Genomic DNA, 24,367 nt, shown 5'->3' with positions numbered 1-24,367 from the left:
GCCCGTGCTCACCACCGAGTTCTACCGCGCGCCCGCGGACTGCGGGCTCGTACGGAGCGGAGCCGACGTGCCCCGCACCCCCATGCGGGCCCTGCGCGAGGACATCCACGACATCCTGGTCTCGGCACCCGTGGCCGAGGCCCGGCGCACCCGTGACCCCCGGCCCATCCACCGGGCCCTGGGCGAGCGGGGCCTCCTCGCACCCCAGTGGCCCGAGGAGTACGGCGGCCGCGGCATCAGCCAGGTCGCCGCCGCCGTACTGGTCGAGGAACTGGCCATGCACGACGTCCCCGACCTGCTGCACACCCTCACCGTGCAGATCGTCGGATCCACCCTGCTCAACGTCGCGAGCCCGGCGATGAAGGCCCGACACCTGCCGGGCTTCGCGGCCGGCACCGCCTTCGGCTGCGTGCTGTTCAGCGAACCGCAGGCCGGATCCGACCTCAACATCCTCTCCACCCGGGCCGTGTCCGACGGCAAGGGCGGCTACAAGCTGTACGGCACCAAGGTCCACTCGCTCTTCGCCCGGCTCGCCGACTACGGACTGTGCCTGGCCCGCGGCGAGGACGACGCCTTCAGCCTGTTCCTGGTGCCGTTGGCCCAACCGGGCGTCACCATCCGGCAGATCCCGGGCATGGGCGACGACGCCTTCCACGAGGTCACCCTCGACGGGGTGGCCGTGACCGCCGACGACGTGGTCGGCGCGACCGGCCAGGGCTGGGCCATCGTGGTCAAGACCCTCGCCTTCGAGCGCACCGGACTCGACTACTACGTCAAGGCGCTGCGCTGGTACCGGGCCGCCGTGGAACGGCTGGAGGTCCACACCGACCGGCTGGAGGCCGGCCAGCACGACCAGATCGGCCTGGCCAAGCTCAACGCCCGGCTGCTCGCGGCGGGCACGCTGGTCCGCCGCGTCCTCACCCGCCTCGACCGGGGCGAACTCAACGAGGACGAGGCAGCCGCCGCCAAGTGGTACACCACCGAGCTCGCCGCCGAGGTGGCCTGGTGGGCCGCGGAACTCGACGGCGACCGCAGCATGACCCTCGACGACCCCGAGGTCGACGGGGTGGCACACCCACTCGACGCGGCGTTGCGCGAAGCCCCGGGGATGCGGATATCGGGCGGCACCGCCGAAATGATGCTGGAGACGCTGGCCCGGCTGCGTCTCGACTCAGGGGCGGAGGTACGGCCGTGACGACACAGGCGGTAGGCGGGAACGGTACGGGTGGTCAGAGCGCGGCGGCGTCCGAGCGCTGGCGGGAGCGGGAGGACGAGGACTCCCTCTTCCGGCAGCTCCGGCTCACCGTGCGGCAGGGACTGGAGGTCGACGGGGACACGCCCGCCGGTGCCTGGGAGGCGCTGACCCAGGTCGGGGCCTGGGAGTTCGCCCTGCCCATCGGCCACGACGGGCTCGACCTCGGCCAGGCCGTCGTCGCCATGGTGTGCGAGGAGGCGGGCAACGCGACGCAGCCCCTCCCGCTCACCGACACCCTCCTCGCCCTGGACCTGATCTCCGGCCTCGGCCCGCTCGCCCCCGAAGCCGCCGACGCCCTCCTGGACCAGGTCCGCACCGGGGAACTGGCCCTGGCCGTGCCGGGCCGGCTGCCCGATCCGCGCGGCACCGTACCGCCGGGCATCAGCTGGAAATCGGATCCGGCCACCGGCGCCGTCGTCCTCACCGGCACCGGTGGCCCCTTCGCCGCCGGCGTCGCCCCGGGCGCGCTGCTGGTCCTGGCCGACGGCCCCGACGGGCCGTGCGTGGCACTCGTACGCCTGCCCACCGAGGGCGTCCAGGTCCGCCCGCTGCGCGACCACGGTGGGGGAGCCGTCGCCAGTGCCGTCTTCGACGAGGTACGGCTGCCCGCCGAGGCGGTGCTGCTGAGCGGCCTGGCCGCCGAACAGGCACTCGCCCGCGTGGGCCTGCGCGCGGCCGTCCACCAGGCCTCGCTGCTGGCCGGGATCACGGCGGCCGCCCTGACCGCGGTCGTCTCCCGGATCCGCGGCCGGCAGCAGTTCGGCCAGGCCCTGGTCAAACACCAAGGTCCCCGGCTGCGCGTGGCAGGCCTGTTGGCCCGCCTCGACGCCGTGCGCTGGGCCGTCGGGGACGCGGCCCGGGACCTCGACGAGGACCGGCTCAGCGCGGGGGAGGCCGCCGGGCTGATCGCCCTCACGGCGGAGACCACCCTCGACGTGACCCGTGACGCGGTCCACCTGCACGGCGCCTCGGGCCTGGTCCGGGACGGCCTGGTGGCGGGCTGCTACCGACGCGCTGCCTGGGAGGCCATGCGCTGCGGGCGTCCCGCCCACCTCTGGGACATCGCGGCGCACACGCCCTGACCGGCGCCCGCACGAGGGAAGGGGCCCCCGCACCGCGGGAGCCCCTTCCCCTTACCACGAGGACCGTCAGACCAGGTCGCGGCGCATGACCCAGCGGTGCCGCTTGTCGCTCTTGGCCTCGGTGCGGTGGACCCGGCGGAAGCCCGCCCGCTCGAACATGTCCATCGTCCCGACATAGGCGAGCGTCGGATTCACCCGACCGCCCTCCGGGTCCACCGGATACCCCTCGACGGCGGGCGCACCGTGGGCGCGCGCGTGCTCGACGGCCCCCTCCAACAGGCCGGAGGCGACCCCCTTGCCGCGGAAGTCCTTGCGCACGACGAAGCAGGTCACCGACCACACGGGCAGATCGTCCACCGGTGTGATCGTCTTGGAGGAGGTCAGCCGGTCGAGCTGCCGGCGCGGCGCCACGTTGCACCAGCCGGCCACCTCGCCGTCCAGGAACCCGAGGACCCCGGGCGGCGGATCGGCCTTCTCCATGAGGCCGCGCAGGTGCTCGCCCCGCTCGTCCGCCGTGAGCCGCCCGTAGTCGCCGGTCGACAGCCGCCACGCCATGCACCAGCACGTGTGCGCGCTCTTCTTCGGCTGGAGCACCTGGCGGATGTCGTCCCACAGATCCGCCGTGGCGGGCCGTACTTCTAAACTCATGCTGCTACTTCGCTCTCTTCCGCTACTTACGAGCGTCCCGCGGCCGCGGTGTCCCGCGTCCCGGTGACGACATCGGTCATCACGGCGGTCAGCACCCCGAGGGCCCGCCGACACGCCTGTCGTCCTGCGTCCAGATGAGTGACCAGCCGGACCGTCTCCGGGCCCGGCGCGGTCACCAGTACTCCTTCCTTGGCGGCCCGTGCGACGACCTCGTCGGCGCCGGGAACCTCGATGAGGACGATGTTGGTCTCCGGCGGGCGCACGGTGAACCCGGCGTCCCGCAGCCCCGCCGCCAACAGCGCGGCATTGGCGTGGTCCTCGGCGATCCGCTCCACGTGGTGGTCCAGGGCGTACAGACCCGCAGCCGCCAGGATGCCCGACTGGCGCATGCCGCCGCCCAGGCCGTGCCGCAACTTCCGCGCCCGCGGCAGCTGTTCGGCCGCCAGCAGGAGCACCGAGCCGACGGGCGCGCCCAGACCCTTCGACAGGCACACGGCCAGCGAGTCGACCGTTCGCCCGTACGCGTGCGCCGAGGTGCCCGTCGCGGCCATCGCGTTCCAGATCCGGGCCCCGTCCATGTGGACCGACAGGCCCGCGCCGGACGCCAGTTCGCGTACGGCGCGCAGCGTGTCCAGCGGATGGACCGTACCGCCGGCCCGGGTGTGGGTCTGCTCGACCTCCACCGCCCGGGTGCCGAGCGTGTACGGGTTCCCCCGCCGGACCACCCCGGCCAGCAGGGCCGCGGTGACCACGCCCCGCTCCGCCGTCACCGTGCGCGTCTGGATCCCGCCGTAGCGGGCCGGGGAGGCCTCCTCGTGCGCCAGGATGTGCGCCTCCGCGTCGCACACCAGCTCCTCGCCGGGACCGACGAGGAGCTGGAGGGCGATCTGGTTGGCCATCACCCCGGACGGGGTGAACAGCGCCCCGGAGAAGCCGAAGAGCCCGGCGAGCCGGTCCTCCAACGCGCGGACCGTCGGGTCCTCCCCGAACAGGTCGTCGCCGACCTCGGCCGCGGCCATCGCGGCCCTCATCCCGGCACCCGGCCGGGTCACCGTGTCGCTGCGCAGATCGACGGTCTCGAAACTCCCGATGCTCATGACGGTACGTCAACTCCTCGCTCGCGGGGCTGTGGGGTGAGTTCGCGGGCCGCCACCCAGTCCAACAACGGGCGCACCAGCTGCCAGGTCTCCCGCACCAGCTCCCCGGCGCGCGCCGTGTGCAGCCCGGCGTCCGGACCGAAGCGCCGGCCCGCGTCGATCTTGCGGTGGCGCAGCAGCCCCAGCCGCGGATGGTCCGCCGGGACCCCCCGCGGCCGGGACTTGAGCCGATCGCCGCCCACGGTGAACCCCTGGGCCTCCAGCCGGCCCACGATCGCGGCCAGCTCCGCGCCGCCGTCCTCCTCCTCGACGGCGGCGCGGTACCGGGCGACCTCGGCCCCGGCATAGGGATACCAGCGCCCGGAGGCGTAGAGACCGTGCCGGTCCAGGTGCACCCACAGGCCCAGGCAGGGCAGCAGATCCAGGTAGGCGCCCTGGTAGGTCTTGTACGGGGACTTGTCGTGGGACATCCGGGTGTCCCGGACCGGACCGAGCACGTGCACCCCGGCCGGCCCGGCCCACTCCTCGAAGAACGTGCCCAGTTCAGCGGCCAGCTCGTCCATCGGCGCACGTACGTCACGCTCGTACCGCTCGCGGTGGCGCAACCGCCACGCCTCCTTGTCGTTGTCGGCCGCGAGGTCCTCGTACAGGCGCAGTGCCGAGGGCGGGAAGCCGCTGAAGGTCACGGCAGATACCCCGGCAGGGGGTGGGCGGCGCACAGCTCGGAGACCCGGGTACGCACCCGGTCGCGCAGCACGTCGGGCAGTACGCCGCCCTGCGCGCGCAGCGCCACCAGGACATCGGCGACCAGGTCGGCGCACTCGGCGGCCACCGCGTGGTCCATCCCGCGCGCGGCCAGCGTGTTGGTGCCGAGCCGCAGTCCACCGGTCACCCGGACCGGTGTGGTGTCGCCGGGGACCCGATTGCGGTTGACGACGATCCCGCAGGACTCCAGGGCCTGCTCGGCGACATCCCCGGTGACCCCGGTGCCGCGCAGGTCCAACAGCACCATGTGGGTGTCCGTACCGCCGGTGACCAGCCTGAACCCCCGGTCCGAGAGGCGCCCGGCGATCGCCTGCGCGCCGTCGGCGAGCCGCTTGGCGAGCTCGGCGAAGTCGGGGCTCGCCACGAAATCCAGGGCGCGCGCCTTGGCCGCCACCGACGCCAGGTCGGGCGTGCCCTGGGTGAAGGGGAACACGGCCCGGCGCAGCGTCGCGGCCAGCGTGCCGCGCTCCGGCCCGGCCTTACGGGCCTCCCGGCCGAGCAGGATCAGCCCGCCGCGCGGCCCGTACAGCTGCTTGTAGGTGCTGGTGGTGGTCACGTGGGCATGATCGACGGGGCTCTGGTGGAGGCCGGCCGCGACCAGTCCCGCGATGTGCGAGATGTCCGCCAGGAGATAGGCGTTGGCCTCGTCCGCGATCTCCCGGAACCGGGCGAAGTCGATGCTGCGCGGGTACGCGCTCGCCCCGCACACGATCAGCTTCGGGCGGTGCTCCAGCGCCAGTTCACGGATCTGGTCGTAGTCGAGCAGCCCCTCCGGGGTCACCCGGTAGCCGTGGGCCCGGTAGTAGCGGCCGGTCACCGAGGCGGGGGAGCCGTGGGTCAGGTGCCCACCGCAGTCCAGGTCCAGCCCGAGCAGGGAGTCACCGGGGTTCAACAAGGCCGTGATCACCGCGAGGTTGGCGGAGGAGCCGGAGTGCGGCTGCACGATCGCGTCCTGCGCCCCGAACGCCGCGCACGCCCGGTCGATCGCGAGGCGCTCGATCTCGTCGGCGACCCCGCATCCGGCGTGGTAGCGGTTCCCGGGAAAGCCCTCGGCGGTCAGGTTGCCGAGCGCGCTGCCCTCGCACGCCAGGACGGAGGGATCCGCGACGCTGGACGCCGCGACCATCATCAGGGTGTCGCGCTGGCGCGCCGACTCCCGGGCCAGCAGCGCGTACAACTGCGCGTCGCGCTCTCTGAGCCGCGTCGCGGCGTGACCGGCGAAATCGACCAGGTCGGGATCGGCCTCGGGACCGGAGCCGGCGCCGGGTGCGGCGGGCAGCTCCGGCTCGGTGACGGGCGCGGGCAGGGTGAGACTCATGACTGTCCCCTCTCGGAATCGTCCGTGATGACCGTGCTGTGTCGAACCGCGGCCTAGGCCGACGCGCCGGCCTCGTCCGCCTCCAGTTCTCCGAAGGCCTCCGCGGCGGCGACCGCCTCCGCGCCGTGCTGCTCGTCCGCGGCGATCTTCTCGGCCAGCTCGCGGATCAGCGGGTTCTGGAACACGGTCTTCACCGGCACCGGCACCCCCAGCAGTTCCTTGAGCAGACCGGCCAGCCGGGTACCGCTGAGCGAATCGCCGCCCAGGCTGAAGAAGTTGTCACCGGGAGCCACCCCGTCCAGGCCGAGGATGTCGGCGACGGCCGCGCACAGCACGAGCTCCAGCGCACTGCCCGACCCGTCCGCGGAGTCCCGTACGGCCGCCTCGTCGGCGGACTGCTGCCGCCCGGCGGAGGAGGCCAGCAGCAGCCGGTCCACCTTCCCGTTGCGGGTCAGCGGCAGCTCGGGCAGCACGGTGAGCGCGGCCGGCACCATGTAGCCGGGGAGCTGCGCGGCGAGGCGTTCCAGCACCGGCCCGGCCGCGTCCTCGCCGGCCACGACGAAGGCGTGCAGCCGCCGCACCCCGTGGGCGCTGGCCGGGGCCACCACCACGGCCGCCTCGACCGCGGCGTCCTGGCGCAGCACGGCCTCGATCTCGCCGAGCTCGATCCGGTGGCCCTGGATCTTCACCTGGAAGTCGTCCCGGCCCAGGATCTCGATGCTGCCGTCCGGCAGGTACCGGCCCAGGTCACCGGTCAGATAGGCGCGTTCGCCGCTCTCCGGGAGGTGCACGAAGCGGTTCGCGGTGCGTTCGGCGTCGTTCCAGTAGCCGAGCGCGAGCCCGACGTCACTGGCCACGGCCATCTCGCCGACCACCCCGAGCGGGCGCTCGTAGGCGGCCGCGTCGACGATGTAGTAGCGCTGGTTGGTGATCGGCTTGCCGTACGGGATGCTCGTCCAGGACGGGTCGACCTCGCCGATCGGCTGGAACAACGACCAGCAGATCGTCTCGGTCGGACCGCCCGAACCCACCACCTCGATCCGGGGGCTCTGCGCCCGCAGCCGGTCCGGCAGCGTCAGTGGGATCCAGTCACCGGAGAGCACGGACAGCCGCAGGGACTCCAGCGGCCGGTCGCCACCGCGCCGCTCGCGCACCTCGGCCTCGCCCACGAGCAACTCCATCAGGACGGGCACGGAGTTCCACAGGGTGACCTGCTCCGCCCGCACCAGGTCCGCCCACACATCGGGCTCGGCGTGCTCGAACGGCGGCGGCAGCACCACGGTCCCGCCCTGCGTCAACACCCCGAACACGTCGTAGATCGAGGCGTCGAAGTGCAGCCCGGAGATGGCCAGCAGCCGGTCCCGCGCACCGACCTCGAAGCGGGTCGCGACATCGCGGATCAGGTTGACCACGCCGATGTGGTCGACCATCACGCCCTTGGGCTCACCCGTGGACCCCGAGGTGAAGATGGTGTACGCGAGGTCCGCCGGGGTCTGCGCGGTCTCGGGCCGCGTCGCGTTCCCGGACTCGAAGTCCTTGTCGACCCGGTAGCGGCGGGCCGTGGGCGGCCAGCTGATCCGGGAGTCCAGCCAGGACTGGGTGAGGATCCGGTCCACCTTGGCCTCGGTGAGCAGCCGGCGCAGCCGCTCCGCCGGCACGGACGGGTCCAGCGGCAGATAGGCGCCGCCGGAGGCGAGGATCCCGTACACCGCGGCGTACTGCTCCCAGCCCTTCTCCATCACCACGGCGACCAGCTCGCCCGGAGCCGCCCCGTGCTCCCGCAGCGTGTGCCCGATCCGCCAGGCGTACGCGGCCAGTTCGGCGTAGCTCAGGCGCCGACCGGAGGCGTCCACCACGGCCTCGGCGTCGGGCGTGCGCTCGGCCTGCCGGGCGAACAGCTCGTGCAAGGTGGTGTACGGGATCTGCCCGGCGGTGTCGTTGACCTGGCGGCGCAGCGTCCGCTCGGCCGCCGGGATCAGGTCGAAGCGCCCGGTGCGCAGGGCCTCCGGGTCCCGCGTGAGCCGCTCCAGCAGGTCCACGTACACGCCGAAGGCGGCGTTGATGAAGCCGGGCGCGAACGCCCCGTCGACGAAGTCCCAGATGACGCGCAGCTCACCGGCCAGTTCGCGCAGCTGTACGTCGAGCGAGACCTGCGGGGTCTGCGAGATCGAGTACACCTCCCGGCCCAGGTCGGTGACGGGCCTGCGCACCGGGTAGTCGAGGAGACTGGTCACCACCACCGGCATGCCGGCCTGAGCGCCCACCCCGTGCAGCCGGGTCAGCTCGCGCAGCACCCGGACGCCGTTGAAGGAGCCGTGCTCCGCGTCGCGGGCGAGTTGGTCGCGCAGCGCGTGCGCGCGGTCCAGGAAGGTGGCGCCCGAGCCGTCGGCGGCGAGCATCACGGCGTTGGTGAAGTCACCGAGGACGCCGGTGATGTCCGGGTGCACCGCCGGGCGCTGGAAGATCGGGTAGTTGATGGTGAAGTCCGACTCCTCCGCCCAGCACCGGACCACTTCGGCGAAGGCGGCGGTGAGCAGGACCGACGGTGTCAGCCCGGCCTCGTGCGCCCGCGCCGAGAAGCGCTGCCATTCGGTGGGGGACAGCCGGTGTTCGCGCCGGTCGAAGCGCACCTCGCGCCCGGTGTCGGCGGAGCCGCCCGTGGGCAGCGAGGGGGCCGGCGGCAGGGTGGGGACCCGCTCCACCCAGTAGTCGCGGGCGGCCCGGAAGGCCTCGGTGTGCGGCAGGGCGTCGGCGCGCCAGCGGGCGTACTCGGCGAAGCTGATCCCGGGCTCCGGGAGTTCGACGTCCGGGTTCTCGTACAGGTCGACGAGCTCGGGGAAGAGCACCTGGAAGGCGCTGGAGGCGTCCAGCACCTGCAGGTCGATGCCGAGGTGGACACGGCTCAGGTTCCCGGGACCGCCCAGCCGGATGATCCGCAGGTCGAACAGCGGCCAGCTGCCCACCGGGAAGACCACGTGGCTCATCTCGTCGCGCAGCTCGGCGAGCCGCTCCCGCGAGGCGTCGGCGGACAGCTCGCTGAGGTCCACGACCGGTATGTCGAAGGGCAGGGGGTCGGCCGGCACCCACTGGGTGCCGTCGGTGCGGCCGATCGCGCGGAGCATGTCGTGGCGGGCGACCACCTTGCGCCAGGCGGTGGCGAAGCGCTCGGGGTCGAGGTCCGCACGCTCCCACTCGAAGTATCCGTAGCAGCCGATACCGCCCAGCTCGACTGCTTCACCTCGCCCGATCATCAGTGCCTGTTGCGTCTCGGTCATCGGGAAGGACGCGGCACTGTCCGCGCGAGCGGGCAGGAGCTCGGTCATGGTCCAACTCCATTCGGTGTTACGGGCCGTCGGCTGGTGCGTGCCCGGGGTGGGTGCGGGCCGGAGCGCCCTGCTGCGGGGCAGGGCGAGGCTAGGGGCGGTGAGTTAGCCGCCGGTTATGTTCCGTGCGGGCGGCGGTCCCTCGGTCGGGCGCGGCCCCCTCGCCCAAGGAGAGCGCGAAGAGCCGTACGAGCGGGTGGAACAGGTAGCAGGGCTGGCCCCGCTCGTCCGCGCCGCTGACCTCCAGCAGGGCCGCGTCGGCCAGCGCCTCCAGCAGCCGCTCCGCCTCGACCTCCGGCAGACCCAGCGACACCGCCGCGTCCGCGGCCGGGAACGGCTGCGGACCCAGCGCGGCCAGCGCCGGGAACACGGAACGCACCTCCGGGTCCAGCGCCCGCCAGGACGGCAGCAGCGAGCTGTGCACGTCCAGATCGCCCGAGTGCAGCTCCCGCAGCCGGGTCACGGGATCCGCCAACCGGCCGGCCAGCCGGTCCGGGGTGGAGTGCGGCCGGGCGGCGATCCGGGTCCCGACGATCCGCAGGGCCAGCGGCAGACCGGCGCAGTGCTCGACGATCGAGGACGCCGCACCGGGTGCCGAGGCCACCCGGGCGGGACCGGCCGCCGCCGAGAGCAGCTCCAGCGAGTCCCGGGGTGCCAGGGGGGCGAGGGCCACGGTGTGCGCCCCGGCCACGGTGGGCAGGGCCGTCCGCCCGGTGACCAGGACCGCGGGCTCCGGGGTGTTGGGCAGCAGCGGACCCAACTGGGCGGCCCCGGACGCGTTGTCCAGCACGATCAGCAGCTGCTTGCCCCGGGTCCGCTCCCGGTAGAGCCGGACCAGCTGGTCCTGGTCCTCGGCGGCCGGTACGTCGTCCATCGGGCCCAGCGCGCGCAGCAGCCCGCGCAGCACCCGGGTGGGGTGCCGGGGCGTGCCGTCGGGCGCCCGCAGGTCGGCGTACAACTGCCCGTCGGGGAAGTGGCGTCGGCAGCGGTGGGCCGCGTGGACGGCCAGGGCGGTCTTGCCGAGCCCGGCCATCCCGGTCACCAGGACCCGGCGGGGCCGCCCGGTGCTCTGCGCGTCGGGGGCCAGGGCACGGCACAGTAGCTCCAGTTCGGGCTCCCGGCCGGTGAAGTCGACGGTGTCGGGCGGCAGCATGGCCGGGGCGCCGTCCGCGCGGTCGGCAGCGACCCGGCGGGGACCGGCCGGCACGGCCGCGGTGATCGGACGGCGGTCCAGCGTGCCCTCCAGCAGCGCCCGATAGGTGGCCTGGAGTTCCTCGCCCGGGTTCACCCCCAGCTCGTCGGAGAGCACCGCGCGACCGTGGTGGTAGAGGTGGATGGCGTCCGCCTGCCGCCCCGACCGGCACAGCGCGGTCATCAGTTGGCACCGGATGCGCTCGCGCAACGGGAACTCGGCGACCAGACCGGTCAGCTCACCGGTGATCTGCTCGTGCCGGCCCAGCGCGAGATCCGCCGCGATGCGGTGCTCCAGCGTGACGGCCCGGGCCTCGGTGAGCCGCGGCGCCTCGGCGTCGGCCAGGTATTCGGTGGCGTTGGCGAAGGGCGTCCCGTTCCACCGGGCCAGGGCGCCGCGCAGCAGCTCACCTGCCTTTTCGAAGTCCTCGGCGAGCAGCGCCTCGCGGCCGCCGAGCGCCAGCTTCTCGAATTCGTTCAGGTCGAGCGTCGCATTACCGATGCTCATGGCATATCCGGGCGGTCTACGATCGATCAGAACATCGTCGCCGAGAATCTTGCGCAAGCGGGAAACATAGGTGTAGAGCTGTGCGCTGACGGTGGCCGGTGGAGCCCAGCCCCACAGCAGCCGGCACAGCCGTTCGTCGGAGATCACCTCTTCACGGGCCACGAGGAGCGCCGCGAGCACGGTGTGCAGCTTCGCCCCGGACAACGCGACCCGGCGGCCGTCCCGCCGTACCTCGACCGGTCCGAGCACTCGGAATTCCATGTACCGCCCCATCCGTGATTCATGGAGAAGAATCTCTGAACGAAGCTAGTGGAGTGCGTTGTCTCCTCGATATCGTGTCGATTTCGAGGGCGGTCCGGGTCACGAAATCGATGGAACACAGAAGGAAAAGGAGGCGTCCCTACTGTTCCATTCATGCCGCAGCGAGCGGCAGTGATGCTCCACCGAGAGGGGATTCCCAGATGCGCAGCACGCGGACGGCGAAGACGGCGAACACCACGGCGGCGGCCTGCCTGGTCGTTCTTGCGGGGATGTTCGTCGGCACGGGGGCAGCGTCGACCGTCCTGGCGGACACGCACACCACCACGCAGGCGGACGGCGACATGCCCTGGGGCGTCGTCAAGCCGGTGGACCCCCCGCGCCACGGCTCCGCCGGCAAGCACGGCGACATGCCCTGGGGCTGACCCGCCCCCGCCCGTTCCCGCGGGGTCAGTCGCGGATGCCGTCGATGTCGACCAGGACGTGCCGCGGTCCGCGGAAGATCTGGTTGCGCCGGTACGGCGGCGGGTCCTCGACGAGCCGGGGGTTCTCCACCCGGCGGACGAACTCGCCGACCGCGTTCTGCACTTCGAGCCGCGCGAGCGGAGCGCCGAAGCAGAAGTGGATGCCCTGGCCGAATCCAAGGTGCTGGTTGTCACGGCGCTCGAGGTCGAGCTCGTCGGGGTCGGTGAACTGCCGCGGGTCACGGTTCGCCGAGCCGTACGCCAGGAAGATCGGGGCCCCCTTCGGGATGGTGGTGCCGGCGATGTCGATGTCCTCCACCGCCGAGCGGGTGGGCCAGAACTGCACCGGCGACTCGAAGCGCAGCAACTCCTCCACCCCGGACACGATCAGCTCGGGCCGGCGGCGCAGCTTCTCGAGCGCGTCGGGGTGCCGCAGCAGGGTGAGCACGCTGTGGGCGATGAGATTGACCGTCGTCTCATGCCCCGCGAAGATCAGGAGCAGGGCGTTGCTCGTGAGCAGGCCCTTGGGCATCCGTCCCTCCGGGCCGTCCTCGTTCACCATCGCCGAGAGCATGCCCGGGCCGGGCTGCCGGGCGTACCGGTCGTACAACTCGGCCGTGAACCGGCCGAACTCCTGCACGGCCTGATTGCCCCCGGCCAGCCGCGCCCGGAACTCCTCGGACGCGGTCTCTGGGCCGTACTCCCAGGCGTCCAGGGCGGTTTCGATCCAGCGGTGGAAGCGTGGCTCGTCCTCCAGCGGCACGCCCAGAACCTTGCAGATCACCGTCACCGGTAGGGGATAGGCGAACTCGTCGACGGCATCGATCCGGGTCTTGCCCCGCATGCGGTCCAGGAGGCCGTCGACGAGGCGGCGGATCTCGGGCTCCAGGTCCGAGATCAGGCCGGGTGCATCGGGCGGGCCGACGAAGTGCGGCGTCATCATCCGGCGATCCCGGTCGTGCTCGGGTGGATCGCAGGTGATGATGCTGGGCTCGGCCTCCGGCTGCGCCGATCCCTCGCTTGAGCCCTCCTCCGGGGCCGGGGCCGGGGCGGTGGGACCCTTGCGTGGATCCGAACTGACCCGGGGGTCGTGCAGCAGCGTGACGATCTCCCGGTAGGTGCTGACGACGTAGGTTCCGTCCGGCTGACGCGCCACCGGTGTCTTGCGCAGTTCTTCGTAGAAGGGGTACGGATCTGCCGGCCGCCGGCGTCGCACCCGACGCCCCAGAAACCGGCCGCCAGCCCGGCCCCCTCCAGCCATTCCACGTTGCGGATCGACCCCAGCGAGGCCACCACCACGTCGGCGTCGACGACGGCCCCGTCCGAGAGCCGGGCACGCCGCACGTGTCCGCCTACGTCGCCCTCCAGCGACGACACGCCCAGCCCGCAGCGCAGGTCCACGCCGTGGTCGCGCTGCATCCGTGCGGCGATCTCCCCGATCACCCCGCCGAGCGCGCCGCTCAGCGGCGCCGACCCCCGTTCGACGACGGTCACCGGGATGTCGAGCTCGCGGCAGACGGAGGCCACTTCCGAGCCGATGAACCCGGCGCCGATCACCAGGACCCGTGACGGCGGCTCGGCCAGTTCCTTCTGCAGCTGTGCGGCGTCGTCACGCGAGCGGATCGTGTGGACCCCCTGGAGGGCGGCCTCGGCCGGGTTCGGCCACGGTCGCGCGCGGGTGCCCGTGGCGATCAGCAACCGGTCGTACCCGACCCGCTCGCCGTCGGCCAGGCGCACCTGCTTCGCGGCCCGGTCCAGCCCGGTGGCAGCCACCCCGAGCCGCCAGTCCGCATCCACCGCGCGCATGCGGGGCAGCGCGGTGTGGTCGGCCGGCACCCAGCCCTTGAGTACCTGCTTGGACAGCGGGGGACGGTCGTAGGGCTCGTACGGCTCGTCCCCGATGATGGTCAAGGAACCGGTGAGGCCCTCCTCACGCAGGGCTTCCGCGGCCCGCAGCCCGGCCAAGGAGGCACCGACGATGACGATCCGGCCGTTGGTCCTGAACTCACGCACCAACTCCGCCACCGTCGCCGGCAAGGTCATGAGGTCCCGCCCCGCTCCGCGCCCGCCAGGCGGTCGATCACGATCGCCTGGACCGGGCACGCCACGGCGGCTCGTTCCACCTGGAGGCGCCGATCGTCATCAGGGTTCGGCTCGTAGGTGAGTGCCTCCTGGCCACTCAACCTGAAGACCTCGTGGGCCAGATACACGCATTGCGCGTATCCCTGGCATCGATTCAGGTCCACGACGATCCGCATGGGGAGACTCCTTCCGCGCTGCCTCCCCCACGACGACGACCGGTGGAGCGGTCATGCGGCTGCGTGGCGGTTTCACCGCTGGAAGGGCGCCTCGTCCATCGACGCGTCGGCATCGAGGCCCGCTCCGGTCATCACGTCCTGGAAAAATACTCGTCCCGCCCGCCGACGATCGCAAACCCGCGGGGTGTCCCGCCCGCACCGACACCCGCTACGCCTTGTCGTTCTCCGGGTGCGTCAGCAGCAAGGTCAGTTCCGCCGCCGTGAAGGAACGATGCGGCAGTTCACCGGCGCCCCCACCGCCCGGACCGCCCGGACCGCCCGCCGATCCCGCCGATCCGGCCGGTACCGCCGTGTCCCGGACCGCGGCCAGCAGCCGGTCGGCCTGCGCCCGCCAGGGCTGCGCGCCGACCTCGCCGAAGGCGGCCCGCGCCCGCCGGAACCGCTCCGCGGCCTCCGCCGGGCGGCCGCCGATCGCCTCCACACACCCGAGATCGGTCTCCACCCGGGCGTACAGGAATCGGTCCGCCAGCTCATCGGTGATCTCCAGGGCCTGCTGCAGCGTCCGTCCCGCCGCCGGCAGCAGGCCCTGGCTCCACTGCGTCTGGCCCAACCCCCGCAGCGCGTGCGCCTCCCCGACCCGGTCGCCCTCGCCCCGGGTCAGCCGCAGCACCGCGCCGAAGGCCTCCGCGGCCTCGTCCAGATCTCCCGCGCGCAGCCGCACCTCGGCCAGCCGGTACACGCTCTGCGCCTCCGCCCGCACCGATCCGGTACGCCGGCTCAGCGCCACCGCCTGCTCGGCGAGCGGCAGCGCGCCGCCCACGTTGCCCCGGTCCAGCTCGATCTGCGCCTGGAAGCCGAGCAGGTGGGCCTCGTTCCCGATGTCACCCGACGCGTGGAAACCGCTGAGGGCCGCCTCGCAGTACTCCAGGGCCCGCTCCCAGTCCCCCTGGAACCGCGCGCACATCGCCAGGTTCCGCTGGGCCAGCGCCGCACCGCCCATGTCACCGGCGTTGCGCAGCAGCCGTAGCGCGGCCATGTTCCAGCCCTCGGCCTGCTCGTAACGCCGCTGGTAGATCGCCAACGACCCCAGCAGCCGCAGCATCGTCGCCTCGCCCGGCTCGTCGCCGGTACGCCGGGCCGTGGCCAGCGCCTGCTCGGCGCAGCGCTGCCAGTCCTCCAGGTAGTTCTTCGTCTCGAAGTGCGGCACCGCGCTCTCGGTCAGCGTCCACGCGTACCGGGCCCGGCCCGTCTCCGCCGCGTGCGCCACCAGGTCCGTGACGGCCGTGCGCTCCGACTCGAACCAGTCCATCGGCGTGGCCAGCAGCTCGTCGGCCAGCTCCGGCAGGAAGCGCGGAGCCGGGGCGGGCGTCCGGCCCACCGGGAATTCCCGGCCGTCGATCCGCCGGTGCGCCTCCTCCGCCAGCCAGAGCCAGGACGCGAAGGCCCGCTCCAGCGCGGCGTCGGTCTCCCCCTCCGGCTCGTCCGACTCCGCCCGCTCACGGGCGAACAACCGCAGGAGGTCCTGGAACCGGTAGCGGGTGGCCCGCCCCGGCTCGGCGTCGGCCACCTCCAGCAGCTGCGCGTCGACCAGGTGGTCGATCAGTTCTTCCGCGTGCCACACGTCGGTGTCCAGTACGGCCGCCCCCGCCCAGGCGGCGAAGTCCGCGGTGCGCAGCAGCCCGAGCCTGCGGTACATCCGGGCCGCCTCGGGGGTCAGGTCCCGGTAGGTGAGCCGGAAGCCGGCCCGCACCCCGCCCTCGCCCGGGCTCAGCACGTCGAGCCGGGACCGGTGGTCGCGCAGCCGAGCCACCAGGCTCCGTACGCTCAGACCGGGTTTGGCCGCCAGCCGCGCCCCGGCGATCCGCAGCGCGAGCGGGAGGCAGTCGCACAGCGCGCCGAGCTGCTCCACCGCCACCGGGTCGCTGCCGAACCGGTCGGCCCCGGCCAGTTTGATGAGCAGTGCCGTCGCCTCGGTCGGCTCCAGCATCCGCAGCCGCAGGGTCAGCGCGGTGTAGTCCCCGGTCAGGTCGCCCAGGCTCTCCCGGCTGGTGGCCAGCACCACGCTGCGCCCGCCACCCGGGAGCAGGGGTCTGAGCTGGTCGAAGGACCGTACGTTGTCCAGGACGATCAGTGTCTTGCGGGTGCTGAGCAGGCTCCGGAACAGCGAGGCCCGCTCGTCGGGATCCGCCGGTATCTGGGGCGCGCCGATCCCGAGGGCGCGCAGGAACCGGTCGAGCACGGCGGCGGGGGACACCGGCGCGTGCTCCTCGTCGTAGCCGCGTAGATCGGCGAAGAGCTGGCCGTCCGGGAACTGGTCGGCGACCTGGCTCGCCCAGTGCACCGCGAGGGCGGTCTTGCCCACGCCGCCCACGCCGACGATGGTCGCGAGCGCCGGGGTGTGGGGGTTGTAGGGCTCCTTCAGGAGCCGGTCCAGCGAGGTCATCTCCCGCTGCCGGCCGGTGAACGCCATGACGTCGGCGGGCAGTTGGGCCGGGATGGTACTCAGGGCCGCCGGCGCGGGCGCCGCCGTGGCGGGGGGCCGGGTCAGTTCGGGGGAGTCGCGCAGGATCAGTTCGTGCAACTGACGCAGTCCGGGACCCGGTTCGATCCCGAGCTGCTCGGTGAGTAACCGGCGGCCGTGCAGGAACACCTCCAGGGCCTCGGCCCGCTGCCCGGAGCGGTACAGCGCCAGCATGAGGTGTTCGCGGCACTGCTCGCGCAGGGGGTGCCGGGCCACCAGCTCGGTGAGTTCCCCGGTGAGCGCGCGGTGCCGGCCCAGCTGGAGCATCAGCCCGGCGCGTTCCTCCATCAGCGCGAGCCGCATCTGCTCCAGCCTGGTGGTCTCCGCCTCCAGCCGGGAGCCGGACGGCTCGTCGAGCGCGGAGCCCCGCCAGATGCTGAGCGCCTCCTCGAACTGCGTGCACGCCTCTTCGGTCCGTCCGTGCCGGGCGGCGTCCCGGCCCTGCTCGGCCCGCTCCAGGAACTCCTGGACGTCGATCCGGTGCTCGCCCTTGGCCAGCAGGTAGCCCGGGGGAGAGGTGATCAGCAGATCGGTCACCCCGGCCTGCTTGAAGGTCTTGCGGAGGGTGGCCACGCAGATGGCGATCTGGTTGCGGGCCGTCGCCGGCGGAGATTCCGGCCAGACGGCGTCCACGAGGGTGTCCACCGAAACGATTCGGTCGGCGTAGAGGACCAGCATCGCGAGGACCGTGGCCTGGCGTCGGCCATGGATGCGCAGCGGACCGTCATCGGTCTGGACGAGCAGCGGTCCCAGCACTCTGAAGACAAACCGATTCAAAAGGTCCCCCGGCCTTGAAACCCCGCGTCAGGCGCGAACGGTACCGCAAAGAGCGTTCCTCGGTGCAGTCAACTCTTTGGAAAAACATGGGCTCTTTCAGGCCGGCTTGTCCGTATAGCGGCGGACACGTGCGCGGGCCTCACGCAGAGTCGTCGGATCCGATGGACGACAACGCGCCGGACAGGCCCCGCAGCACCTCGGCCGTGCGGTATGCCTCGCCCTCGCCCCCGAGGCCCTCGCACAACTGCCGGGCCAGCTCGGCCAGACAGGAGTCGATCTCCCGCTTCGCGGCCACGCCCTGCTCGGTGGCGGTGAGCAGCTTGGCCCGCCGGTGGGCCGGATTGTCCAGATAGACCGCGAGACCCTGCCGCACCAGAAGATCCGCTATGCGCTGCACGCTCTGCCGGCTGGTCCCCACCCGCCGGGCCACGGCGGACACGGACAGTGACTCCTCGGTGACCGTGGTGAGTATCTGCCAGCGCGCGGCACTGAGCCCCGAGGCGACCGCGAGCCGGTCGAGGGCCGCGGTGAACCGTCCGTTCAGTCGGAAGACCGCCACGGCGGCCCGGCTGAACGCCTCGGCCGCCCCGAACTCCGCCGTACGCGTCAACGTCGGTCCCCTTCCGTACGCCCCGCGGGTCGCTGCACGATAACAGCGCGTGGTCACGTGGACGAGAGTCGGCCACGGCGGCGTGACCCGGCCGGTGAGCGGCCCCCGCCGACAGTGGTCCGATGGCAGGCTCATGGCCGACATCCCGGCTCCCGCGGTGTACCAATGGCCCAGCCCTGGAGGGTCCGTTTGAGCCAGTGGGCCTCCGGATGCTTATCTGTGTCGTATCCATGTACTTACGGCGCCGCGCAGCGCCGGACGGCAACGAGGCCGGTTCCGGAGCGCGGCGCCTTCGCCGTGCCCGTCCGCCGCCCACCACCCCGGGCGGCGCCGGGCCGGCGCGCAGCACTGCAAGGGGGGCGGCACACCGCCGTGAAGAGGATGTTCGTGGCTCCGGATCCGGGGCGTATGAGACTGCGGAACTCGGCCCGCGCCGTGATCGGCGTCGCCGCCGCCGTGGCCCTCGCCGAAGTGTGCGGTCTCTCCCTGACCGCCTCCATCACCGGCGGACTGGCGGCCCTGCTCGCCCTCTTCACCGTGCTCGACGCAGACGTCCGCGCCCAGCGCCTGACCACCGCCCTGCTGCCCGTCGCCGGATTCCCCGTCCTGACCCTCGCGACCACCCTGCACGGGGTGCCGCTCGCCCGGGACGCCACCTTCCTCGCCGTCGTGTTCGCCGGGGTCTACGCCCGCCGCTTCGGCCCCCGCGGACACGCCCTCGGGATCTTCGGCTTCATGATGTTCTTCGTCACGCAGTTCCTGCACGCCCGGCCCGGGCAGCTGCCCGAGCTCTACGCCGCCGTCGGCCTGGCGCTCCTCGCCGCCGGGACCGTGCGTTTCCTGCTCTGGCCCATCGAGCGGCGCACCCCGCCCCCTGCGGCCCCGCCCGGCCTGCCCGGGACCGGGCTCGCGCGCCCGACCACCCGACAGGCCTTCCAGGCCACCGCCGCCTGTGCCTTCGCGCTCGGCATCGGCCAGGCGCTCTCCGACGACCGCTGGTACTGGGCCGTCGGCACCGCCTGGTGGATCTTCGTGAACACCACCTCCCGCGGCGAGACCCTCGTACGGGGCTTCCGCCGCGTCCTCGGCACCGTCATCGGCATCGCCGCCGGCCTGCTGATCGCCGTACCCCTGCACGGCGCGCCGGCCCCCACCGCCGCACTGGTCGCCGTATGCGTCTTCGGCATCTTCTACACGGCCGCGCCCTCGTACTCCTGGATGATGTTCTTCGTCACCGTCATGGCCGGGCTGCTCTACGGCCTCCTCGGCGTCCTGCACCCCGGACTGCTGCTCCTGCGCTTCCAGGAGACCGCCATCGGCGCGCTCGGCGCCGCCCTCGCCGTCGTGATCATCCTCCCGGTCACCACCCACGCCGCCAACGACGCCTGGATCCAGCGCGCCCTGCACTGCGTACGCGCCGCCACCGCGGCCGCCCTGGACCGTCTCGCGGGAGACCCGGACGCCGACCCCGCCCCGCACGCCGCCGAACTGGAGCTGCTGCTGGGCCGGGTCCGGATGGCCCTCGCACCGCTCGTCCACCCACTGAGCCCGCTGCGCGCCCGCAAGGCCCGCGCCCGGCAGGTGCTCGCGCTGCTCGACGACTGCGCCCGGGACGTACGCGGGCTGGTCGTCGTCGCCGCCGATCCGCAGGCCTCGCACGACGCCCGGCTCGCCGCCGCGTGCTGGCGCGTCGAGGCCGCGGTGGAAGCCCTGACCGCCCCGCACGGCACGCCCGGGCCCGCCACCGTGCCGCAGCCCCGGCCCGCCGCCGCGGAACCGGCGCTCGCCCACCTCCACGGCCTGGAACACACCCTCGTGGCACTGGCGACCCCGCTGCGCACCGACCCCCGGGCGCCGCTCGTCATCAGCGCCTGAGCAGCCCCTCCGGGGTGTCCGCCAGCCCCGCCGGCAGCCGGCCGGCGGTGTGCACCACCCCGAGGGTCTGGGTGGCCCGCGTCAGCGCCACGTACAGATCGCTCGGCCGCAGCTCGGCCGGCTCCACCACGATCACCGTGTCGAACTCCAGCCCCTTGGCCTGGCGCGGGTCCAGCAGGACCACCTCGCCGGTCAGATCCGGCTCGACGCCCTCCCGTACCCCCGGCAGTACGGCGGCCAGCGCCGCGTGCCGGGCCCGCGGCGCGATCACCGCGAGCCGCCCCTCGGCCGGCAGCTCCCGCGCCACCGCCTCCCCGGTCGCCGCCGCCAGGTCACCGGTCGCGTGCGCCCACGGCCGCACCCCGGTGGCCCGTACGGACCGCGGCGGCTCGAAGCCGGGATCGCGGGTCCGCAGCACGGCCGCCGCCACCTCCATGATCTCGGCCGGCGTGCGGTAGTTGACCGCGAGCCGGACCAGCTCCCAGCGCTCGCCCACGTACGGCGACAGGATCCGCTCCCACGAGCCGCACCCCGCCTCGTCGGCCGTCTGCGCCGGGTCGCCGACCAGCGTCATCGACCGGGTCGGGCAGCGCCGCATCAGCAGCCGCCACGCCATCGCCGACAGCTCCTGCGCCTCGTCCACGATGACGTGCCCGAAGGCCCAGGTACGGTCGGCCGCGGCCCGCTCGGCGGTACTGCGGTGGTCGGCCTCCTCGTGACGCTCGGCCATCCGCTCCGCGTCGATGATGTCGTGGGCCGCGAGGAACTCGTTCTCCTCGTCCTCGAACTCGTACGACTGCGAGCCCTCCGACAGGTCCAGCACCCCCTGCGCGTAGGCGACGCGCCGCTGCCGGTCCCGTTCCTCGGCGGCCCGCCGGGCACTGTCGTCCTCGCCGAGCAGCTCGGCCGCCTCGTCCAGGAGCGGCACGTCCGCCGGGGTCCAGTCGGGCCGGGCCGTGGGCGCGCGCCGGATCAGGTCGGCCTCGTGCGCGGGCAGGTGCGTCGGGTCGGCGAGGAAGTCGGAGATCAGCCGCTGGGGGGTGAGGGAGGGCCACAGCGAGTCGATCGCCGCGTGCACGGCGGCGCTCGTCGCGATCTCCTTGCCGAGCTGGGCGATGTCGTCCGAGCCGAGCAGGTTCGGACCGCCGTACGGATCGGCGCCCAACCGGTCGGCGAGCTGCGCGGTGAGCGCGTCGATGATCGGGAAGGCGAAGGAGGGACGGGCCTGGTTGTGCGGCAGCCCGGTGGCCCGGGCCCGGTCCCGCGCCTCGTACGCCATGGTGCGGTCCAGCAGCAGCGTCCCGTACTCCTCGTGGTCGATCTCCAGCGCCGGTTCGGGGACGGTGTCGTACTCCTCGCCGGTGTCCGCCGGCAGGGTCTCCGGCAGGCACTGTCGGTCGGCCACCACCCGGGCGAGGACCTCCGCCATCGCGGCGCGCCCCTTCACCTCGGCGGCCCCCGGACGGTCGGCGGCGGTGGCGTGCACACCCGGGAAGAGCTCGCCCGGGGTGGCCAGCAGCACGCCCGTCTCGCCGAGGGCCGGGAGCACCCCGCCGATGTAGCCGAGGAAGGCCGGACCCGGTCCGACGATCAGCACACCGCGCTTGGCGAGCAGCTCCCGGTGGGCGTACAGCAGGTAGGCGGCGCGGTGCAGCGCGACCGCGGTCTTGCCGGTGCCGGGACCGCCCTCGACGACCAGCACCCCGCGGTGCGTGGAGCGGATGATCCGGTCCTGCTCGGCCTGGATGGTGCGCACGATGTCGTGCATCCGGCCGGTCCGGGCGGCGTCGAGCGCGGCGAGCAGCACGGCGTCCGCGTCGGCGCCCTCGTGTCCGGTGCGCTCCGCGTCGGTCAGGTCGAGGATCTCGTCGTGCAGGGCGGTGACCACGCGCCCCCGGCTGCTGATGTGCCGGCGGCGGCGCAGCCCCATGGGGGTGTGACCGGTGGCGAGGTAGAAGGGGCGGGCCACGTCCGCGCGCCAGTCCAGGACCAGGGGGGTGCGTTCCGCGTCGTCGGCCCGGATTCCGAGCCGGCCGATGTGGTGGTCCCGGCCGTCGGAGAACTCCAGACGGCCGAAACAGAGGCCGTTCTCGCCCGCATTCAGGGCGGAAAGCAGACCGGACTGCTCGGCGACGAGGACGTCCCGCTCCAGCCGCGCCTGAAAGCCGGTTCCGACATCGCGCAGCGCGCCTTCGACCGCGTGTTCGGCCTGGTCACGCAGACCGTCGAGGCGCCGATAGAGGTCGGTGACGAATTGCTGCTCTTTCCGGAATTCCTCGGTTGACAATTGCACTCCTGCCGCGATACAGTGTCCTCGTAAGCTTCACCACGATTTCGTTCAAGACGAAGTCGTGAACTATCGAATATACGCTCTTCGCTCCCTCGGCAGCCAATTCGGCCGGGGGATTTTTTGCGTACGGTGGATCTCATGACCACCGCACACGGCTCGGCCGACTCGATCGTGTACCGCCCCGCCCGCCCCGAGGACGCGGGTGCCATCGAGGCCCTGGACTCCTCCTTCATCACCGCCACGGTGTTCGAGGTGAGCGAGCCCGGTCCGGGCGACGGCTTCGGTTTCCTGCTCCGCGAGGTCCCCGTGGACCCGCCCGTGCGCAAGGAGTTCCCGCCCGAGGAGCACGACGAGCAGGTCTTCGGTGGCGGGAAGGACTCGGGCGCCGACGCCCGGACCTTCGTGGCTCTCGACGGCGAGCTGCTGTGCGGGTACGCCGCCGTCGGATACGCGCCCTGGAACCGGCGCCTGACCATCGAGGACATCGAGGTCGCACCCGACCGCCGGGGTCGCGGCATCGGCCGCGGTCTGATGGAGTGCGCCGAGCGGTTCGCCCGCGAACGGGGCGCGCGGCACCTGTGGTTGGAGGTCAGCTCGGTCAACGCCCCGGCGGTGCACGCCTATCGGCGGATGGGGTTCACCTTCTGCGGCCTCGACACCGTGCTGTACGAGGGCACACCGGCGGCCGGTGAGCGGGCGCTCTACATGAGCCGCCCCTGCCGCTGACCCGGCGCACCGCCAACTCCCGGAACGCGCCGGATCGTACGCCCCCGCGCGTCTCACCGCAGCCCGATCCACGAGGGATCACCCGGAGGAGTGCTCCCTGACTGCCAATCACCCCACGCTGACCTGCGACATGTACAACGGGTAATTGTTTATTGCACATTCATCCGGCATGTACAGGGTGGATCTGGTCGGACAGGGGGTAACCGCCCGGAATGGAAATTCTTCAACAGCGCTCCACCACCGCTCAGGTGTGGGAAGCGGCCGAGGAGTTCATCCGACTCTTCCACCGGGAGAACCCGGACGCCGGCGATCCGCGTGCCCGGCTCGCCGCCGTGCGGGCCGAACTCGCCGAGGCCGGCACCTATGCGCACACCCCCGAGGAACTGGTCCACGGGGCCAGGGTCGCCTGGCGCAACAGTAACCGCTGCATAGGTCGCCTCTACTGGAACTCGCTGCGGGTCCGCGACCGCCGCGGGCTCACCGACGCCGACGACATAGCCGCCGAGTGCTTCGACCACCTGCGCGAGGCGACCAACCGGGGCCGGGTCAGGCCCACGATCACCGTCTTCGCCCCGGACGCCCCGGACCGCCCCGGCCCGCTGATCTGGAGCGAGCAACTGGTCAGATACGCGGGCTACGGCGACCACCCGTCCATAACCGTCGGCGACGCCCGAAACGGCCCGCTCACCGAGGCCCTGCTCCAGCTCGGCTGGCCCGGCGGCCCCGGCACCCCCTTCGACCTCCTGCCGCTGGTGGTCCAGGGTGTCGACGACAAGCCCCGCTGGTTCGAGACTCCCGCGGACGCCGTCCTCGAGGTACCGATCGACCACCCCGACGACGAGGGCTGGGCGGACTGGGGACTGCGCTGGCACGCCGTACCCGCCATCTCCAACATGTGCCTGGAGATCGGCGGCATCCACTACCCGGCCGCGCCGTTCAACGGCTGGTACATGGGCACCGAGATCGGCGCCCGCAACCTCGCCGACACCGATCGGTACAACCTCCTCCCCGCGGTCGCCCGCCGGCTGGGCCTGGACACCTCCAGCGACCGCTCCCTCTGGAAGGACCGCGCGCTCGTCGAGCTCAACCGGGCCGTCCTGCACTCCTTCGACCGCGCCGGGGTCACCATCGCCGACCATCACACCGAGTCCCGGCGCTTCCTGTCCCACATGGAACGGGAGGAGCGCAAGGGGCGCGAGGTGGGCGCGGACTGGTCCTGGATCGTGCCGCCGATCTCCGGCTCCGCCACCCCGGTCTTCCACCGCACCTACGAGGACCGCAGCAGCAGTACCGCCTACGTCCACCACCCCGGCGCGCAGGAGCGGGCCCGGGGGCGGGATTTGGTCTAGACCTTCTGTTACCGTCGGCTCCGGACGGATCCGGCAGCGGTGAGAGGGGCTC

The 24,367-nt window shown here is 72.8% G+C and carries 17 protein-coding genes and 1 pseudogene; 6 read left to right on the top strand and 12 right to left on the bottom strand.

The genetic code is table 11. From position 1 onward, the window contains the following. Positions 1 to 4 precede the first annotated feature (4 nt). Together OG624_RS06130 and OG624_RS06125 are read left to right on the top strand one after the other, a co-directional pair. Positions 5 to 1,195, top strand: coding sequence for an acyl-CoA dehydrogenase family protein (locus OG624_RS06130; protein ID WP_051762263.1), 1,191 nt, complete (start codon positions 5 to 7; stop codon positions 1,193 to 1,195). Continuing rightward, entirely contained in the window at positions 1,192 to 2,337 is a 1,146-nt protein-coding gene (locus OG624_RS06125) for an acyl-CoA dehydrogenase family protein (protein ID WP_033214181.1), read from the top strand. Before OG624_RS06130 ends, OG624_RS06125 begins: the two co-directional genes overlap by 4 nt. A 66-nt stretch (positions 2,338 to 2,403) precedes the next feature. Here OG624_RS06125 and OG624_RS06120 read toward each other — a convergent pair whose 3' ends face one another. The 6 genes from OG624_RS06120 to OG624_RS06095 all read right to left on the bottom strand — a co-directional run bounded on the left by OG624_RS06120 (position 2,404) and on the right by OG624_RS06095 (position 11,448). Beyond that, positions 2,404 to 2,985 carry a GNAT family N-acetyltransferase gene (locus OG624_RS06120; protein ID WP_030713495.1) on the bottom strand — a complete coding sequence of 194 codons (582 nt, stop codon included), beginning with the start codon at positions 2,983 to 2,985 and terminating at the stop codon, positions 2,404 to 2,406. A gap of 26 nt (positions 2,986 to 3,011) precedes the next feature. Then, on the bottom strand, positions 3,012 to 4,082 hold the full coding sequence (locus OG624_RS06115) for a threonine aldolase family protein (protein ID WP_371587327.1): 1,071 nt from the start codon (positions 4,080 to 4,082) through the stop codon (positions 3,012 to 3,014). Then, positions 4,079 to 4,768, bottom strand: a complete 690-nt coding sequence (locus tag OG624_RS06110; protein WP_371639194.1) for a DUF2461 domain-containing protein — start codon at positions 4,766 to 4,768, stop codon at positions 4,079 to 4,081. Before OG624_RS06110 ends, OG624_RS06115 begins: the two co-directional genes overlap by 4 nt. After that, positions 4,765 to 6,165, bottom strand: a complete 1,401-nt coding sequence (glyA, locus tag OG624_RS06105; protein WP_371639193.1) for a serine hydroxymethyltransferase — start codon at positions 6,163 to 6,165, stop codon at positions 4,765 to 4,767. The genes OG624_RS06110 and glyA overlap by 4 nt, the downstream gene beginning before the upstream one ends. Before the next feature lie 53 nt (positions 6,166 to 6,218). Then, positions 6,219 to 9,488 carry a non-ribosomal peptide synthetase gene (locus OG624_RS06100; protein WP_371639192.1) on the bottom strand — a complete coding sequence of 1,090 codons (3,270 nt, stop codon included), beginning with the start codon at positions 9,486 to 9,488 and terminating at the stop codon, positions 6,219 to 6,221. Positions 9,489 to 9,579: 91 nt separating this feature from the next. Continuing rightward, the gene (locus tag OG624_RS06095) at positions 9,580 to 11,448 is read right to left on the bottom strand and encodes an AfsR/SARP family transcriptional regulator (protein ID WP_371587324.1); all 1,869 of its coding nucleotides are present in this window, start codon (positions 11,446 to 11,448) and stop codon (positions 9,580 to 9,582) included. A 200-nt stretch (positions 11,449 to 11,648) separates the two neighbouring features. Between OG624_RS06095 and OG624_RS06090 the strand changes: the two genes are divergently transcribed. After that, complete coding sequence (locus OG624_RS06090; RefSeq protein WP_033214179.1) at positions 11,649 to 11,870, top strand: hypothetical protein; 222 nt, start codon at positions 11,649 to 11,651, stop codon at positions 11,868 to 11,870. A gap of 25 nt (positions 11,871 to 11,895) precedes the next feature. Here the strand turns inward: OG624_RS06090 and OG624_RS06085 are convergent, their stop codons facing one another. The 5 genes and pseudogenes from OG624_RS06085 to OG624_RS06065 all read right to left on the bottom strand — a co-directional run bounded on the left by OG624_RS06085 (position 11,896) and on the right by OG624_RS06065 (position 18,075). Then, on the bottom strand, positions 11,896 to 13,170 hold the full coding sequence (locus OG624_RS06085; RefSeq protein ID WP_371639191.1) for a cytochrome P450: 1,275 nt from the start codon (positions 13,168 to 13,170) through the stop codon (positions 11,896 to 11,898). Then, positions 13,107 to 13,952, bottom strand: a pseudogene (locus OG624_RS06080) (NAD(P)/FAD-dependent oxidoreductase); the annotation flags it as partial. The gene OG624_RS06085 and the pseudogene OG624_RS06080, both read right to left, overlap by 64 nt. Next, entirely contained in the window at positions 13,949 to 14,167 is a 219-nt protein-coding gene (locus OG624_RS06075) for a ferredoxin (protein WP_033214178.1), read from the bottom strand. The gene OG624_RS06075 and the pseudogene OG624_RS06080, both read right to left, overlap by 4 nt. 208 nt (positions 14,168 to 14,375) lie before the next feature. Continuing rightward, positions 14,376 to 17,444: an AfsR/SARP family transcriptional regulator gene (locus tag OG624_RS06070; protein ID WP_063733860.1), complete on the bottom strand. Its 3,069-nt coding sequence runs from the start codon at positions 17,442 to 17,444 to the stop codon at positions 14,376 to 14,378. A 160-nt stretch (positions 17,445 to 17,604) separates the two neighbouring features. Next, positions 17,605 to 18,075: a MarR family winged helix-turn-helix transcriptional regulator gene (locus tag OG624_RS06065; protein ID WP_033214177.1), complete on the bottom strand. Its 471-nt coding sequence runs from the start codon at positions 18,073 to 18,075 to the stop codon at positions 17,605 to 17,607. A gap of 381 nt (positions 18,076 to 18,456) precedes the next feature. Between OG624_RS06065 and OG624_RS06060 the strand changes: the two genes are divergently transcribed. Further along, complete coding sequence (locus tag OG624_RS06060; protein ID WP_371589771.1) at positions 18,457 to 19,950, top strand: FUSC family protein; 1,494 nt, start codon at positions 18,457 to 18,459, stop codon at positions 19,948 to 19,950. Here OG624_RS06060 and OG624_RS06055 read toward each other — a convergent pair. Further along, positions 19,940 to 22,237 carry a HelD family protein gene (locus OG624_RS06055; protein ID WP_371639190.1) on the bottom strand — a complete coding sequence of 766 codons (2,298 nt, stop codon included), beginning with the start codon at positions 22,235 to 22,237 and terminating at the stop codon, positions 19,940 to 19,942. The two genes, OG624_RS06060 and OG624_RS06055, sit on opposite strands and share 11 nt — an antisense overlap. A gap of 141 nt (positions 22,238 to 22,378) precedes the next feature. Here OG624_RS06055 and OG624_RS06050 point away from each other — a divergent pair, with 141 nt between their 5' ends. Together OG624_RS06050 and OG624_RS06045 are read left to right on the top strand one after the other, a co-directional pair. After that, complete coding sequence (locus tag OG624_RS06050) at positions 22,379 to 22,966, top strand: GNAT family N-acetyltransferase (protein ID WP_371587319.1); 588 nt, start codon at positions 22,379 to 22,381, stop codon at positions 22,964 to 22,966. A 212-nt stretch (positions 22,967 to 23,178) separates the two neighbouring features. Continuing rightward, positions 23,179 to 24,315 (top strand): nitric oxide synthase oxygenase, encoded by a 1,137-nt coding sequence (locus OG624_RS06045; RefSeq protein WP_371639189.1) that lies wholly within the window; start codon positions 23,179 to 23,181, stop codon positions 24,313 to 24,315. Positions 24,316 to 24,367 lie beyond the last annotated feature (52 nt).

It is taken from the genome of Streptomyces virginiae, from assembly GCF_041432505.1.
GTDB lineage: Bacteria > Actinomycetota > Actinomycetes > Streptomycetales > Streptomycetaceae > Streptomyces > Streptomyces virginiae_A.
This window is presented reverse-complemented; position numbering and strand designations above follow the sequence as displayed.

Bases quoted from the DNA above. Each gene is read 5' to 3' on its own strand.
- glyA (WP_371639193.1), bottom strand. From the start codon at position 6,165: ATGAGTCTCACCCTGCCCGCGCCCGTCACCGAGCCGGAGCTGCCCGCC.
- OG624_RS06045 (WP_371639189.1), top strand. From the start codon at position 23,179: ATGGAAATTCTTCAACAGCGCTCCACCACCGCTCAGGTGTGGGAAGCG.
- OG624_RS06095 (WP_371587324.1), bottom strand. From the start codon at position 11,448: ATGGAATTCCGAGTGCTCGGACCGGTCGAGGTACGGCGGGACGGCCGC.
- OG624_RS06115 (WP_371587327.1), bottom strand. From the start codon at position 4,082: ATGAGCATCGGGAGTTTCGAGACCGTCGATCTGCGCAGCGACACGGTG.
- OG624_RS06085 (WP_371639191.1), bottom strand. From the start codon at position 13,170: ATGGCTGGAGGGGGCCGGGCTGGCGGCCGGTTTCTGGGGCGTCGGGTG.
- OG624_RS06100 (WP_371639192.1), bottom strand. From the start codon at position 9,488: ATGACCGAGCTCCTGCCCGCTCGCGCGGACAGTGCCGCGTCCTTCCCG.
- OG624_RS06120 (WP_030713495.1), bottom strand. From the start codon at position 2,985: ATGAGTTTAGAAGTACGGCCCGCCACGGCGGATCTGTGGGACGACATC.
- OG624_RS06060 (WP_371589771.1), top strand. From the start codon at position 18,457: ATGTTCGTGGCTCCGGATCCGGGGCGTATGAGACTGCGGAACTCGGCC.
- OG624_RS06075 (WP_033214178.1), bottom strand. From the start codon at position 14,167: ATGCGGATCGTCGTGGACCTGAATCGATGCCAGGGATACGCGCAATGC.
- OG624_RS06090 (WP_033214179.1), top strand. From the start codon at position 11,649: ATGCGCAGCACGCGGACGGCGAAGACGGCGAACACCACGGCGGCGGCC.
- OG624_RS06050 (WP_371587319.1), top strand. From the start codon at position 22,379: ATGACCACCGCACACGGCTCGGCCGACTCGATCGTGTACCGCCCCGCC.